The sequence below is a fragment of the Xenorhabdus sp. SGI 60 genome (assembly GCF_056632175.1).
Window position 1 is genome coordinate 3,182,978 of sequence record NZ_CP196860.1, and the last position, 15,177, is coordinate 3,198,154.

General features: G+C 45.8%; 11 protein-coding genes and 1 pseudogene. 4 read left to right on the forward strand and 8 right to left on the reverse strand.

The features are described 5' to 3' along the window. Positions 1-22 precede the first annotated feature (22 nt). Genes ACSJJG_RS14955 through ACSJJG_RS14965 form a run of 3 tightly spaced genes read right to left on the reverse strand, consistent with a single transcriptional unit; the run spans position 23 to position 5,702 of the window. Positions 23-2,188 carry a type I secretion system permease/ATPase gene (locus ACSJJG_RS14955; RefSeq protein WP_481089779.1) on the reverse strand — a complete coding sequence of 722 codons (2,166 nt, stop codon included), beginning with the start codon at positions 2,186-2,188 and terminating at the stop codon, positions 23-25. Beyond that, positions 2,188-3,573 carry an HlyD family type I secretion periplasmic adaptor subunit gene (locus ACSJJG_RS14960; protein WP_481089780.1) on the reverse strand — a complete coding sequence of 462 codons (1,386 nt, stop codon included), beginning with the start codon at positions 3,571-3,573 and terminating at the stop codon, positions 2,188-2,190. The genes ACSJJG_RS14955 and ACSJJG_RS14960 overlap by 1 nt, the downstream gene beginning before the upstream one ends. After that, the gene (locus tag ACSJJG_RS14965; RefSeq protein WP_481089781.1) at positions 3,573-5,702 is read right to left on the reverse strand and encodes a type I secretion system permease/ATPase; all 2,130 of its coding nucleotides are present in this window, start codon (positions 5,700-5,702) and stop codon (positions 3,573-3,575) included. Before ACSJJG_RS14965 ends, ACSJJG_RS14960 begins: the two co-directional genes overlap by 1 nt. Positions 5,703-6,106: 404 nt before the next feature. Here ACSJJG_RS14965 and ACSJJG_RS14970 point away from each other — a divergent pair, with 404 nt between their 5' ends. The 4 genes and pseudogenes from ACSJJG_RS14970 to ACSJJG_RS14985 all read left to right on the forward strand — a co-directional run. Beyond that, on the forward strand, positions 6,107-6,973 hold the full coding sequence (locus tag ACSJJG_RS14970) for an AraC family transcriptional regulator (RefSeq protein ID WP_481089782.1): 867 nt from the start codon (positions 6,107-6,109) through the stop codon (positions 6,971-6,973). Positions 6,974-7,113: 140 nt separating this feature from the next. Beyond that, positions 7,114-7,527, forward strand: a complete 414-nt coding sequence (locus ACSJJG_RS14975) for a GNAT family N-acetyltransferase (RefSeq protein WP_481089783.1) — start codon at positions 7,114-7,116, stop codon at positions 7,525-7,527. Positions 7,528-7,531: 4 nt separating this feature from the next. After that, on the forward strand, positions 7,532-8,221 hold the full coding sequence (locus ACSJJG_RS14980; RefSeq protein WP_481089784.1) for a helix-turn-helix transcriptional regulator: 690 nt from the start codon (positions 7,532-7,534) through the stop codon (positions 8,219-8,221). 24 nt (positions 8,222-8,245) lie between these two features. Beyond that, a pseudogene (locus ACSJJG_RS14985) lies at positions 8,246-8,404 on the forward strand (cytosine permease); the annotation flags it as partial. Between the two features lie 176 nt (positions 8,405-8,580). Here the strand turns inward: ACSJJG_RS14985 and iolB are convergent. From iolB to iolG, 5 genes are all read right to left on the reverse strand, one after another. Further along, positions 8,581-9,411: a 5-deoxy-glucuronate isomerase gene (iolB, locus tag ACSJJG_RS14990; RefSeq protein WP_481089785.1), complete on the reverse strand. Its 831-nt coding sequence runs from the start codon at positions 9,409-9,411 to the stop codon at positions 8,581-8,583. A 23-nt stretch (positions 9,412-9,434) separates the two neighbouring features. Beyond that, positions 9,435-10,325 (reverse strand): myo-inosose-2 dehydratase, encoded by an 891-nt coding sequence (gene iolE / locus ACSJJG_RS14995; protein ID WP_481089786.1) that lies wholly within the window; start codon positions 10,323-10,325, stop codon positions 9,435-9,437. Positions 10,326-10,378: 53 nt separating this feature from the next. After that, the gene (locus ACSJJG_RS15000; protein ID WP_481089787.1) at positions 10,379-12,283 is read right to left on the reverse strand and encodes a bifunctional 5-dehydro-2-deoxygluconokinase/5-dehydro-2-deoxyphosphogluconate aldolase; all 1,905 of its coding nucleotides are present in this window, start codon (positions 12,281-12,283) and stop codon (positions 10,379-10,381) included. 59 nt (positions 12,284-12,342) lie between these two features. After that, a complete protein-coding gene (locus ACSJJG_RS15005) occupies positions 12,343-14,055 on the reverse strand; it encodes a solute:sodium symporter family transporter (protein ID WP_481089788.1) in 1,713 nt (570 codons plus the stop codon). 122 nt (positions 14,056-14,177) lie between these two features. Further along, entirely contained in the window at positions 14,178-15,164 is a 987-nt protein-coding gene (gene iolG, locus ACSJJG_RS15010) for an inositol 2-dehydrogenase (protein ID WP_481089789.1), read from the reverse strand. Between the last annotated feature and the right edge of the window lie 13 nt (positions 15,165-15,177).

Consider the following 15,177-nt stretch of genomic DNA (forward strand, 5'->3'; position numbering starts at 1 on the left):
TAAAAAATCCTACTGATGATCTTTACGGGGTTACTTTTTCTTTCATCTGCAAGGCCCACAGCCGGGCATATAGCCCGTCTAAGGCGAGCAACTGCTCGTGGCTACCCTGCTCAACGACTTGCCCCTGATCGAGTACCAAAATCCGATCAGCATGGCGCAAGGTATTGAGGCGATGAGCAACACTGATCACAGTGCGACCTTGAGCAATGTGCTGCAAGTTAGCTATCACCGCCGCTTCCGATTCATAATCCAAGGCACTTGTGGCCTCATCCAGCAGCAGAATGCCTGGATTAGTTAGCAAGGCCCTGGCCAGAGCAATGCGCTGACGCTGTCCACCAGACAAGAGCACTCCCTTCTCACCAACCTGGGTGTTGTATCCTTGTGGCAGACTGCGAATAAATTCGTCTGCTCCAGCCAAAGTTGCTACCTGAATCACTTCAGCATCACTGGCTTGCGGCCGACATTGGCGGATGTTTTCTGCGACTGAACCTGAAAACAGTAAACTCTCTTGTGGTACAACACTCATGTTGCGCCGCAGCTCCGCCGGATCTGCAATCGCCAGGTCGATCCCATCCACTAATACTTGTCCGTGCTGGGGAATATAAAGGCGCTGTAACAACCGCGTCAGGGTGGATTTACCCGAACCTGATGGCCCTGTAATACCAACAAATTCACCGGGACTCATTTCGATATTGAGGTTACGTAATACTTCCTGACCTTCCTCATTGTAGCGAAAGCGCACACCTCTGAAGCTCACTCCACCTTGTAATCTGGGGATTGAAGCCAGACTTCCGCTACCGCTTTCTCCCTCCTCATCAAGGATGTCTCCAAGCCGATTTAGCGAGATTAAAGTGTGTTGAAAGTCCTGCCAGACCTGAGCTAACCGCAGGATCGGTTGAGTAACATGCTCCGAAAGCATATTAAAGGCTATCAATTCCCCCAGACTGAGTTTTCCCTCCATCACCATAATGGCCCCCCACCACAGTAGCAGGGCGGAGGTCAGTTTCTGGATCAGCCCTATCCCCTGCCCGGCGAGGAGTCCTACTACTTTGGCGCGAAATGAGGCACGGACAAACGCAGATAGCTGGCGCTCCCAACGGCGCGAGAAACCCGCCTCAGTAGCGCTGGTCTTAATCGTTTCAATGCCGGTAACTGATTCGATCAGGAAAGCCGTGTTGTCAGCCCTTAATTCATATTCCCGTAATACCCTGGTACGCAGCACAGGTCCAACTACCATCCAGAATAGGAAATAGAGCACCAGAGAGCCGAGCACCAGCCATGTTAGCTCAGGGGCATAGAAGAACATCACTGCCACAAACAAGCCGACAAAGACCAAATCCAGTACCATCGTCAGTGCCGAACCGGTAAGAAACTGTTGTATCTGGCTCATTTCGCGCACTCTGGCGATGATTTCTCCCGTTTGACGCTGCCGGAAATAATCCATTGGCAGGGTGATTAAATGCTGATAGAGACGACTGGAAAGCTCAGAATTGACTTTACTGGCAAGGTTAGCGAACAGCCAGGAGCGGAGAAAACTATAAACAGGCTCGCACACGGCCAGGATAAGCATGGCAAATCCTAGCACCTGTAAACTTGACAGGCTGCGACTGACCAGAACCCTATCGATCACATTCTCGAACAACATGGGGGTGACTAAGGCAATCAACTGTAACATCAAAGACACGAGGAGCACGTTTCTAAACTGGGCGGCATGTTTACGAATGGAAGGTATAAACCAGCTAAAGCCGAATTTCTGTCGTTTCGGTTGCTCGACCGCCTCCGCCAGTAACACAACCCTGCCTTGCCAATGGTCGACGAGAATAGTCCGGGGATAATGTTTCTCTTTACCCAGGTTTGGCTGATACAAGACAACAAACTCACCTTCAACCCTTTCCAGTACTAACCAACCCTGTTCTGTATCCAATAAGACAGGCAGGGGAAGATGTTCAAGACGGCTCATATCTGTGGTGATATAGCGTGCCCTCAACCCGATCCACTGGGCGCAACGGCAAAGGTCTTGGTAGTCTGTGCTCCCTTGGGTACGTCCGAGACGGTGACTCAATAACTTTGGCTCCACTGCCACATTGAAATGGCGGACGGCGTAGGCCAGAGCCAAAAGACCACTGTCTACAATTGTAGACTCGTCTCCGCTAAATGGCTCTAATAGGGTAGATTCGATAGTTGGCATTATCGTTCCTTCAATGCTTCGGACTGGTACTGTTGCAGCGGACTGATCAGGTAGTCGATCACCCGTCTATCCCCGGTACGGATTTCGACGGTAACACTCATACCTGCTTGTAATGGGACTTCACGCTCATCTACTGCAATAGCGGTTCGTTCCATTCGAACCCGTGCCGGGAATACCAGCCCCAGTTGCTCATCCTTAACTGCATCCTTAGAGATATGAGCCACCTTGCCCCGTACAGTGCCATAACGGGTATAAGGGAAAGCATCGACCTTAATTTCCACCGGCTGACCTGCGTGCACAAACCCCACATCCTTGTTCAACACCATCACTTCGGCTTCAAAGAGAGTATCATCAGGTACGATCACCATCAGTTGTTGGGCCGATTGCACTACGCCCCCCAGCGTGTGGATCGTCAATTGCTGCACCACTCCATCAACCGGCGCCCGCAGGGTATACAATCGCAGCCTCTCACGGGTTTTAATTAACTGCTGTGCCATAACAGCAATTGCAGCCTGCGCTTCATTCAACTGGTCATAATATTCACGGTTTATCTTCGCCAAGTAGCGTTTGCGGCTTTCCTGCAATCCCTGATATTGCTCTTCAAGGACAGCCAATTCGGCATGTTGTTGAGAAAGGGAACGTTCTACTTCCAGTCTTTCTCTCTCTTGCCCCAATAGTTCAACTTTTGATAGCAGCTTTTTGGTGGCCAGAATCCGGTGCGCTTCAAGGCGTACCTTGATATTGGCTGCAAGATGCTCCAACGCGGAGATGTCGGCACGACGGGCGTACTGGTTCGCTTGGTTAACCTTCATTTCGCCATCCAGACTATTTAGATTGGCAACCACTTCTTTCCAGGTACTGGCCAGATGCTCTCTCGCTTGCATTGCCTGTGCTGGCGGGGTATTTTGCGGAACCACAAAATTTTCGATAGGGGCATCGGTCAGCAGGGCCTGTAACCTCGCCTGCTCCAACTGTTTGAAGTTAAGTTGCTCCTGCAACTCCTTCAATTCAGCTTCAACGCCTATGGTGTTGAGTTTAATAAGTACATCTCCCGCTTTTACTTTCTGGCCGTCGCGGACCAATATCTCTGCAATTTCACCGACCTCAAGGGGCTGAATTACCTTCGAATTGCTGGACACAAGTAATTTTCCCATAGCATTAGCATGGATATCCAGACGACCCACAATTGACCAGATCAAGGCTATCAGAAGTAACAGCGTCAGGGCCGCCGCAGTGAACCTTGCCCAAGGTGCTGGAGGGCGTTCGACGATCTCCAGATAACCGGGTTGAAACTCATACTCGTCACGGGTACGCTTCGGTGCCTTGGGTACACAACGTTCTTGACGCCAGGCCAAAAATGCGGTTTTCAGGTGCCTGAATGACATCACACCACCTCCTTGCGTAATTCCTGTTGCAACTGCCACAGTCTGGCGTAGCAACCTCCCTTAGCCAGCAACTGGTGATGGCTGCCTGATTCAGTGATCTGGCCCTGTTCTAAAGTGATTATGCGGTCACAATCACGCACCGTAGACAAGCGGTGAGCAATGGTGATAACGGTGCGTCCCTGGGAAATCTCAGCCATATTGGCCTGGATTAAGGCTTGAGACTCATCATCAAGGGCGCTTGTCGCCTCGTCGAAAATCAGGATACTGGGGTTAGCCATCAACGCCCGAGCGATAGCAATGCGTTGGCGCTGCCCCCCGGACAGAGAGCTACCCGCTTCAGCCAGCACGGTGTCATAACCCAGAGGCAACTGGAGGACAAAATCATGAGCACCTGCTAATTTGGCCGCAGCTATCACTTCCTCCAACGAAGCGGTGGGATCCTTGAGTGCAATGTTATGGCGTACACTACGGTTGAACAGGTAATTCTCCTGCAACACAACCCCGATCTGGCTACGCAGGCAGGTGGGATTGAGTTGATGTAGAGGAATGCCATCGAGCAAGATCTCTCCTCCATCTGGAGCATAAAGTCTTTGTAGCAAGCGGGCCAGAGTACTTTTTCCTGAGCCGGAAGGACCGACTATTCCCAAAGACTCGCCAGCCCTGATATGCAGAGTTATCCTTTTCAGTACAGGCTCTTGATCGGGTTGATAACGGAACACCAAATTACGCAGCTGTAAATCACCGTTGAGCGGCTTCTGAGGATAAATATCTCCCTGTACCTGTTCAACAGGCAGGTTGAGTATGTCGCCAAGTTTGTCAACAGCGACTCTGGTCAGGACAAACTGCTGCCACAGGTCGATCAACTTAGCGATAGGTTGGCTGATGTGTGACACCATCATATTGAACGCGATTAGCTGACCAATGGTGAGTTCCAGAGCAATAACCATATTCGCCCCTAACCAGATAATCCCGACACTCGTTACCTTCTGTAGCAACATCACTCCGTGGCTGACGAAGCTATTAAGAACCTGAGTACGAAAACTGGCTTCAACCATATTTGCGGTCTGGGATTCCCAACGCCGCTGCATATTGGGATCCACCGCCAGACTTTTGATGGTTTCGACACCGCTAACGGATTCGTTCAAAAAGGAGGTATTGCAGGCCGCAGTCTGGAACTGCTGTTCAATCCGTTGTTGCAGCGGTTTTGAACTCAACCAGGCCAACAAGAAATAGAGAGGTAATAACGCCAACACTACGCAAGTCAGAGGCAATGACAGCCAGGCCATTACCCCGAAGAAGACAAAGGTGAATGCAACATCCACACACAAGGTCAGCATAAAGCCAGTCAAAAAGTCACGAATACTGTCAAGCTCTTGCACCCGAGTGATGATAGATCCTACCTGGCGGTGCTTAAAGTAGAGCAGAGGCAAACCCAGCAAATGCCGGAATAGTTTAACGCCCAAGGCAATATCGATGCGGTTAGCGGTATGAGCGAACAAGTATTCACGTAATCCTCGAAGTATCACCTCGAACACTCCTACCACTATTAGCACTATCACCAGCACATCCAGGGTGGACAATGCCCTGTGTACCAACACTTTGTCCATCACTACCTGGAAAAGCAAAGGCACCACAAGAGCAAGTAGTTGCAGCATCAGGGAGAAAATCAGTACTTCACCGAGGAGGTGGCGGTGATGAATAAAGGCAGGAATAAACCAGGAAACATCGAACCTGTGGCAACCTTCCCGCAGCTGGATCACTTCGCAACTCCATCTGGCTTCAAGCTCATCAATAGGAAGTACTTCAGGTGAAGCGGAATAAGGAGACTGGATCAAAGCCTGATCAGGAGAGAGGCGTACTAATACAACAAATCCTCCCTGTTTGTCTCGAAAGGCCAAAGGTAACTGCTTTGGTGTTAGCTTATGGAATTTTAAACGGCATAATGCCATATCAACATTATGTATTTTACCGTAGTCTTTGACTGCAAATTTCAGCTTGCGATCAGAAGATAAAGCAGGCGTTTCTTGAGCTTCACCTTTAATCAACTGCAACAATAATCGACAACAGTCAAGGGCAGAAGACAACGTATCGGCAGATATATTGTCCTTATCAATCGTAGCACCCATCATGTGATTCCATTCTCATTTTATTGGAAAAAACATATTAGTAAGATGGTTAATCCAAATTGATTAACGATATCTATATGGCTGTGGAAAAAAATTTCTCATAGTCAAGATAACCAAAAAATATGATAACCACTGGTAATAATTATCAATACTATAGTCATTATTAATTTCAATCCAGAAAAATAATTCACCTTTAAATCAATAAGTTAATTTAAAATGGTCATGTTTGTTATTGGATTGTTTTCTATTTTTTCCTGTTTTGTATCTAAATATGGTGCAATAAATAAATCTCGAAGAGAGACCATTTATTGGCAGGAACATCCATGAAAAATATAAGTCAGCAATAATCATCATGTCCTGCTACAGGAGACTATATAACATCTCCTTGTCCCAAATAGGTTGGATATATGACGATGATTAAACAACGATTGAATGCTCTCCTTCATTACATTGATGAACATATCGATACACATATGGATGGAGAAAGTTTGAGTAACATTGCAGCTTGTTCTAAATATCACTTTCACAGATTATTTTCTGCAACTTATGGTATCGGCGTTGCTGCATATATCAGGCAAATTCGATTGAAAAGAGCGAGTTATAAGTTGGCGTATAACGATGATTCAGTAATAGATATTGCTCTTGCATGTGGATATGAAAGTCCTGAAGCATTCTCCAGGGCGTTCAAAAGTTCAGTTGGTCAAAGTCCTATTGAGTTCAGAAAAAAACCTGATTGGTCTGTCTGGCACAGGCACTACCAAATCATAAATAATATTAGGACTAAAATGATGAATGAGAAATTATCCCATGTTGAAGTAAAAATCGTCAATTTTCCAGAAACCACCGTGGCAGTTATGGAACACAAAGGTTCATCATCAAATATTGGCAATACAATTAGAGAGTTCAAAGAGTGGAGAATAACTAATAAGTTATCCCCAGAGCGTCACCGAACTTTTAATTTTGTTTATGCAGATCCCGCAAGCATTGACCCGCAAGAGTATCAGTTTGATTTGTGTGTAGAGATCTCGCCAAAGTTTGAGGTTAAGAACGAAAAAATTACATTAAAAACAATCCCATCAGGAAAATGTGCTTATATTAGCTACACGGGTTCAGATGATGGAATCACCTCCATAGTCAATTATTTGTATACAAATTGGTTATCGGAACACAATCAGGAAGTTCGGGATTTCCCGCTCTTTTTTGAACGAGTAAAGTTGTTCCCTACTGTGACTGAAGCCGAAGCTGTCACTGATATTTACCTGCCTCTGGCGTAAGACACCTTGCAAGTTATCGTTACATTAGCTTGTCGTATATTGGCTCGATAATAGTTCCAGTTTCTTAATCAGACATCTTCGATTAAGAGACTGGCCACTATAGCTCAAAAAACGATCCATCTATATGCCTTTTCATAATTATGAAAAGGCATATAGATGAAACATGTGTAATTCAAAATCTCTGGGCGCATAACCAACAATATAGTGATGTTGATATCCGATCTCTATTTCTCACTATCACTGATGATAATAACCAAATTATTGCCGGTCTCGTTGCTAAAACCTGGTGGGGAGGCCTTGAAATTCAATATCTTTGGGTGGATGAGAAACACCGTAAAAAAGGTTTTGGAAGACAACTCATGTTACAAGCTGAAAAGGAAGCATTAAAAAGACACTGCCATATGGCTTATGTTGATACTTTTAGCTTTCAAGCCAGAGGTTTTTATGAAAAGTTAGGATACAAAGTCTATGGAGAGCTTGGAGGATACGCCCGCAAGTACACTCGCTTTTATCTCGCGAAAAAATTCAGTGTGTCCAACCATAATATGAAATAAAAAAATGAAGTTGCCTTACAACAATAATGATTCCTATCTAAAGGGATTAATCGCCATGATGGAACATCTGAGCGAACCTTGGGGAATTAAAGATTTGAACTCTCGTCATATCTACATGAACAAAGCGGCATACTTCTACACTAATACCCCCAAAAATTCTGATATAGAGGGAAAGTTTGATAATGAGTTTCCGGCTGACTGGGCTGAATTGGCCGAAGATCTAATAAACCATGATAAAATGACTGAAGAATCTCAAGATAAAGTTTCTATTATAGAAACACATTATTGGTATGGTAAAGACCGTTTAACACCATGCATTAGTGAAAAGTACCCAATATACAACAACGAAAAAAAATGTATTTGGATCGTATGGAATGCTAATCCTCTAAATACATTGTCCCCTTTACAATATATCAATCCACATAAACCCAGCGTTTTGACTACAGAAATTGATACCAAACTGTTTACCAGAGCCGAGATGGATATCATTTTTTTTATGCTTCACCGATTTTCAAATAAGGAAATAGCCAAAATATACAAGGTGAGTAACAAAACCATAGAAAACAGAATATATAACATTTACCAAAAAGCCAATGTCCATTCTCTTCAACAAGTTGAGGCATTTTGCAGGCATTTACATCTGGATAACTACATCCCTGAACGCCTCATTGAGAAAGGTATTCTCTTTATCTGAACGCCAAAGGAATCACGAAATATAATGGTCAAAATTGAAAATTATCCATTGAGTCGAATACCACAAACACAACGTGTATCACTGTTAAGCGTGGCTATTGTGCATATGGGCATGTTGACGGCATTAGATCAATTTATGCTTGGGGCTGTGCTCGGTAACTCTATGGCTTTGATCGATGCATTTTGCTGCCATTATTGCCAGTGTTATCGGCAGCGTGATTGGTCTGGAGGCAGAATAGGGTGTTCCAGCAATTAATTCATTATTGCTAGCAAGTTTAGCCTATGGGTTATTCAAGTCAGTTTGTAAACGCGTTTAGCATAATGCATCTATGATATTGCTCCCCAAATGGGGAGCAATACCTAACGGCTAGCATGTTTCTCCGCATATTCTTTGCCATTAACCCATTGATGATCTTTTTCCCAGGTAAATAACCACTTGCGTGTCGGGCCAGCCATAACATTTAAGTAATAACTGTCATAACCCGCGATGGTCGCCACGGGATGATACCCTTTTGGCACCATCACCACATCCTTGTTATAAACCGCTATTGTTTCATCCAACGAGCGGTCATCAGTATAGACTCGCTGGACACAAAAACCCTGTGGTGGATTCAGGCGATGGTAGTATGTCTCTTCCAAATAAGTTTCTTGCGGCTCGTTGTCAGTATCGTGCTTGTGGCTAGGGTAAGAACTGGTGCATCCTTCATCGGTATAGACTTCAACAACCAGTAGGCTATCCGCCGGTTGATCATCTGGCAGGATATTATGAACATAGCGTCGATTATGACCATTGCCACGCTGTTCAGCCCCAATATCTTGTGGGGCGATTAAGCGGGTGGAATAACTGCCTTTTCCTTTCGCCTGACATACAGCCAGTTCAAGTTGAGTCTCGGCAACGATTTCCATCGTTTCATGAGGTGCGACATAGACGGCATAAGGCTTTTTGCGCTCAAATGGTTCCATGCGCTCCCCAATTTTTTCAAACCGTTGCTGAGGCGTCACTACCGTGGCTTTTCCTGCCACCAGCACCAAACACGTTTCATTTTCCGAAGCAGGTAAGGTGATAGTTTCCCCTACATTCAGTTCATAAACTGCAAAATGAACATATCCCCAATTTGCTGTTTCCGGCGTAATATGTTGCGTCCGTTTGCTCTGATTTGGTGCGTGGTATTTTGACAATAGTTTAGACATTTAACCTCCCCCAATCTCCGCATTTAAATTAATCCCGCTTCTTTGGCAAATTTATGCAAATTGCGATATCCCAGCGTGGCATAAGTCAGTGGATGGGCAACAGCGGGATCTTGTTCTGCTTCAACCACCAGCCAACCGCGATAGTTATTCGCTTTCAAGATCGCAAAAATGGCTGGATAATCGACACAACCATCTCCTGGTACGGTAAAAACACCACTTAATACCGCATCAAGAAAACTGGTTTTACGGTTTTTGACATCTTTTAACACGTCAGGACGAATGTCTTTGCAATGCACATGATTAATACGTGAGTACCAACGTCTTGCCACTGCTAACGGATCATCCCCCGCAAAGGTCAAATGCCCGGTATCCAATAACAACCCCACTTCTTCACCTGTATTTTCCATCAGGCTATCGATGTCTTCTGCACTTTCAATCACCGTTCCCATGTGATGATGATACGCAACCTGTACGCCTTGTGACTGAGTATAACGGGCAAATTCTGTTAGTTTTTCACCGTATTCCTGCCAAAGCTCTGCCGGAAACAGTGGTCGAAGATGCACTGGCTTATCCTGATTGCCATGCACGCAATAGGTCACTTCGGCAAACACCATCACAGTAGCCCCCAATTCCCGCAACAGGGTCAAATGCGGCTGAACTGCGGCAATCTCTTCTTCAACACTACGTGTTAGTAGTTCGCCGGAATACCAGCCAGACACGAGTTTCAAATCATGAGCGGCCAGAATGGGGCCTAAAATCTGTGCCTGGCGAGGGAATTTATTGCCCAGCTCAAAACCTGCAAACCCTGCTTGTCGCCCTTCTGTCAGGCAAGCTTCCAACGGTGTTTCTGCCCCCAAGGATGGCAAGTCATCATTGGTCCAGGTCAAGGGGTTGATGCCAAGTTGAACAACCATGAGGCTCCTCCTGTAAGATGAAAAAAGTGATGTTCTTTAGCTTTGTTATTCAGCTATCCACGCTGACGCCAGTCGTTAATCAGGTTGTGATAGTTAATTTTTATTTTCTGGATAAGCGTTTCATCATCTATTTCTCCCGCCAGCCATTGCAGTGACGGCTGCCCGAACAGCGTTCTGCCAACGGCAAAACCTTTGACGATAGATTTACCCGCCACTGCATTGAAACTGGCCTTTAAGATCGTTTCCGGTGCATCAAGGCCAAGGATCACAACCCCACGGCAATAAGGATCACGCTGTTCAACTAATGCAGCGATTTGGTCCCAGGTTGCAGATTGCATCGGTGGCAATTTCCACCAGTCCGGTTTAATACCAAGATTGTAAAAACGCTGGAGCGCTCGCAGATAAAGCTCATCAGAATGGGGCATATCGACTGGTAAGATAACTTCCAGCAACAATTCATGACCAGACTGACAACAAGCGGCATAAACTTCTTGTATCGTTTTTTCCTGTTCCAGACGCAATGGGTGACTATCTTCTGGATGAAAGAACACTAAACATTTCACAATATGTTCCCGCGGCCAACTAACCAGCTGGGAACCAATATCACCGTGTTCGAGGCAAAGTGGTCGGGAGCCGGGCAGTTCAATCGGACGACCAATCCATAACCCTTTCCCTGTTGCAGCATTCAGTACATCTTGACCGAAACTGCTGTCACATAATATCCCCGCTTTTCCTGCCAAATGGGCTTCTGTGCTGACTTCCTGACTGGCACGGAACAATAGTTTTTTCAACTGCGGAATTCGCTCGAGACCAGCATTCATCTTGCGTGCTATTTCGACAAACTGGATACGATGGTCAAATGCCATGACACATAGTTCATCCCATTGTTTATGACGATGGCTAACCCGATGCAGGTGATTGAGATGTGGATCTAAATCTGGGCATCGTACTTCCGTTGCTCGCATTAAATAGTTATCCAACTCCGTTTTATCTGGCATGGCGGGCGCACACCCATGACGGGAAACAACCAAAGCGCCGCAAGCATTGGCATAAGTGCAAGCCTGTTCCCAACTTTCGTTATTGAGATAGCCACGCAATAAACCGGACATAAAGGCATCACCAGCCCCCAAAACGTTCAAGACGTCTACCCTGACGCCCCGTACAGTGACCCCCTTGTCTAAGATATCGGGAATATTGGCAGTGAATACCGAACACCCTAATGCTCCACGTTTGCAAACCAATGTTGCAGCCGTCAGTGTCCGTATTCGACGCAAAGCTTCGACAGTATTCGTAGAGCCACCAGCAATATGAAATTCCTCTTCGGTTCCCACAATTAAGTCAAATAGGGAGAGCACTTCCTGCAATTGTGCTGTCACTTGCTTTGAAGCGATATAGCGAGTTTCACCGTCACCCAATGAAGTCAATCCCCACAATACCGGACGATAATCGATATCAATAACCGTCTTGACACCATTGCGGCGGGCGTAAGTCAGTGCAGTCAAAACAGCATCACGAGTTTGTGGATGAGAAAGGTGAGTTCCGGTGATCGCCAGACAACGGGCAGATGCAATATAGTCTTCACTGAAATCATCTCGGGTGATCGCCATATCAGCACAATTATCACGGTAAAAGATCAGCGGAAAAGTTTCGTTATCTTTAATGCCGAGTAAAACCAAAGCCGTCAGCCGCTCTTTGTCGGTGATCAGGTGGCTGGTATCACAACCCACCCGCCCCAATTCTTCACGTAAAAAGCGCCCCATGTGTTCATCACCAACCCTTGCCAGCATTGAGGATTTTAATCCCTGACGCGCTGTTCCATAGGCGACATTCCCCGAAGAACCCCCTAAGTATTTTGCAAAGCTTGCCATGTCTTCCAGACGGGAACCAATTTGTTGACCGTACAGATCAACCGCGATACGTCCCATGCAAATCACATCCAACTTTCTATGCTGTTCCATTGATTCACCTCTTACCGGATACGCTATTTTGCTGAACGCGTTATAGGGAAAATCAGTTTTTATTTCTCCGATGCGCCTGTTTTGTCTGATGTACTTGCCACTACTGGATGTTTAAATAACTCCCTGCCTATCTGGTAGAAAACATAACCCAATATGCTGGCGGCAAATACATAGTAGAGCGCCATCACATAAGCTGGTACGTTCTCAGCAAGGAAAACATACATGGAAACAACAATCAGTGTAATAAGACAACCTGCCGGTTTAACCATCGACCAAGGGGTAATATCCACCTGTTCTGTATACACTTCTTGATAAGATTCGGCAGGGAAAAAATACCCAATCGTCAACATGAAAATGATATTCAGGACAAACAGAATGCCAACCAGGTGGAAGAAGTGAATATTGAAGTCCAGGATAAAGTGACAAATGATGTAAGCCGACATACCAAACAACAACCCCAGTTTTGCTGCAATCGGGGGAACCCGTTTTGTCATCAACCCAACCAGAACGACACTGAGGATCGGGGCATCGAAGATCCCTTGTAGCTGCTGAATCAAGTAGAACAAGCCATCAGGTGCGCTAGCGACAAGTGGGGCAATGAGCATCGTTGCCAGTGCAAGCCCGATGCCTAAATATTTACCGACTGTCACAGCCTGTACTTCAGTGGCATTCGGGTTGATCCGTGGCTTGTAAATATTGACGGTAAATAATGTTACGGAAGAGTTAAGTCCGCCGCTGAATGTCGAAAATACGGCTCCCACAACCACTGCTGCAAAGAAACCAACCAGCACTTTGGGCAATACCAGTTGCACTAACGCAGGATAGGCATTATCTGGATTATCTATTTGGCCATTGAAAATATGGAATGCAATTATCCCTGGTAAGATAATAATGGAAGGAATAATGAGCTTAAATAAAGCACATAACATTACGCCTTTTTGCCCTTCCGCCAGATTCTTCGCGCCCAATGATTTCTGCACAATGGATTGGTTAGTACACCAAAAGAACATGTTGGAGATAAGTAGTCCTGTGAACAGGGTCGAGAATGGAACAAGTGAATCTTCACTGCCGATGGAATTAAATTTCTCTGGGTGAGTCTGATAGACATCAGTTAACCCTTTCCATACACTGCCATCCCCCACATACAACAGGGCAAACACCGTTACCATCAAGCCGCCCACAATCAAGCCTACGCCATTAATGGTATCGGCAACTGCAATTGCTTTGATCCCACCAAAGATTGCGTAAATTGCCCCCAACCCTCCCACGCCCCAAACCATAATCCAGAGTGCTGTGGTTTTATCAACCTGAAAAACTTGGGAAACCTGAAACAGATTGTCCAAGGCAATAGCGCCTGTATACAGCACAATCGGTAATAATGAGATCACATACATCGCCAAAAATAGGATGGATGTGATCAGCAATGTGTTTTTATCAAACCGGCGCTCAAGATATTCTGGGATAGTCGAAATGCCTAATTTCAGATATTTCGGCAAAAAATAAATAGCAAATAGAACAATAGATAAAGCCGCAATCACTTCCCAGGCCATAACAATAAATCCGGTTCTGAACGCCAGCCCATTCAAACCGACCAAGTGTTCTGTAGACAGATTCATGAGTAGCATGGAGCTGCCGATATATATTCCGGTCAAGGAACGTCCGCCAAGAAAATAGCCTTCGGTGGAATCACTTAAGTTTTTGTTTCGCGTTTTGTAATAAGCCAATCCGGCGACCAGTAAGGTAAAACCAATAAAAGAAAGAAAAGCTGACATATACCTTCCCCCCTGAAATCTATTGGGTACAAAACGGTCTGCCACAGTTATGGCTGCTGGAACAGACAGGATGATTTTTATGAAATAAATATTCCAACAATGTTTGTTGTTGAAATTTATCGTTATAGTCTGATTTCTTTACCGGATTGCAGGGATTCGAGCGCCTTGTCTGCGAGGTATAAAGCCCGCTCTCCATCAATACCACTCGTCTCAGGTATTGCCCTGCCAGCCATGACATCAACAAAATGGTCCCATTCCGCGATATAGGCCTCCCGATAACGTTGCAAGAAGAAATGCTCAGGCTTGGCGGTGGTACAACCGTTTTCTCCCCAGAACTCCACACTGTTTTCCTTGATATTTCCGGCGGTCAGAAGCCCCTTCTCACCATGCAGTTCCAATCGTTGATCATAACCATATCCAGAACGACGGCTGTTAGTGATGGTCGCCATTGCCCCCGATGGAAATTTCATAACAATAAATGCGGTATCAATATCGCCCACCGTACCTATAGCAGGATCGACAAGATTGCTCCCCTGAGCATAAATAGCACATGGTTCTTCACCAATGATAAAACGAGTCATATCTAAGTCATGAATGGTCATGTCCCTGAACATACCACCAGATACACGCACATATTCAGCGGGTGGAGGAGAAGGATCACGGGAGATAATAAGCAGAGATTCTGCCTTGCCAACGGTTCCGGCATCAAACAGGTTTTTCAGCCGACGGAACTGCGGATCGTAGCGGCGATTAAACCCGACTATCAGAGGAACCTGACACGCTTTTACCGTCGCCAGGCATTGACGAACCCGAGCCAGATCAAGATGAACCGGTTTTTCGCAGAAAATCATTTTATTGTGTCGGGCAGCCAGTTCTATCAAATCGGCATGGGTATCCGTTGCTGATGCAATCAGGACACCATGAACAGCAGGATCTGACATCGCTTCTTCGGTGGTCTGTACGTTAGCCTGATAGTGGTGTGCCAATGCCTTAGCACTTGTCAGATGTGGATCTATCACAGAATAGAGGCAAGTTTCTTTATGGTTAGCAATGTTAACCGCGTGAACCTGCCCAATTCGTCCAGCGCCAAATAATGCAATATTGAACATGAATGCTCCTTGA

Excerpts from the sequence above, each read along its gene's own strand:
- iolB (WP_481089785.1), bottom strand. The coding sequence starts at position 9,411 with ATGTCTAAACTATTGTCAAAATACCACGCACCAAATCAGAGCAAACGG.
- ACSJJG_RS15005 (WP_481089788.1), bottom strand. The coding sequence starts at position 14,055 with ATGTCAGCTTTTCTTTCTTTTATTGGTTTTACCTTACTGGTCGCCGGA.
- ACSJJG_RS14975 (WP_481089783.1), top strand. The coding sequence starts at position 7,114 with ATGAAAAGGCATATAGATGAAACATGTGTAATTCAAAATCTCTGGGCG.
- ACSJJG_RS15000 (WP_481089787.1), bottom strand. The coding sequence starts at position 12,283 with ATGGAACAGCATAGAAAGTTGGATGTGATTTGCATGGGACGTATCGCG.
- ACSJJG_RS14955 (WP_481089779.1), bottom strand. The coding sequence starts at position 2,188 with ATGCCAACTATCGAATCTACCCTATTAGAGCCATTTAGCGGAGACGAG.
- ACSJJG_RS14960 (WP_481089780.1), bottom strand. The coding sequence starts at position 3,573 with ATGTCATTCAGGCACCTGAAAACCGCATTTTTGGCCTGGCGTCAAGAA.
- iolG (WP_481089789.1), bottom strand. The coding sequence starts at position 15,164 with ATGTTCAATATTGCATTATTTGGCGCTGGACGAATTGGGCAGGTTCAC.
- iolE (WP_481089786.1), bottom strand. The coding sequence starts at position 10,325 with ATGGTTGTTCAACTTGGCATCAACCCCTTGACCTGGACCAATGATGAC.
- ACSJJG_RS14965 (WP_481089781.1), bottom strand. The coding sequence starts at position 5,702 with ATGATGGGTGCTACGATTGATAAGGACAATATATCTGCCGATACGTTG.
- ACSJJG_RS14980 (WP_481089784.1), top strand. The coding sequence starts at position 7,532 with ATGAAGTTGCCTTACAACAATAATGATTCCTATCTAAAGGGATTAATC.
- ACSJJG_RS14970 (WP_481089782.1), top strand. The coding sequence starts at position 6,107 with ATGACGATGATTAAACAACGATTGAATGCTCTCCTTCATTACATTGAT.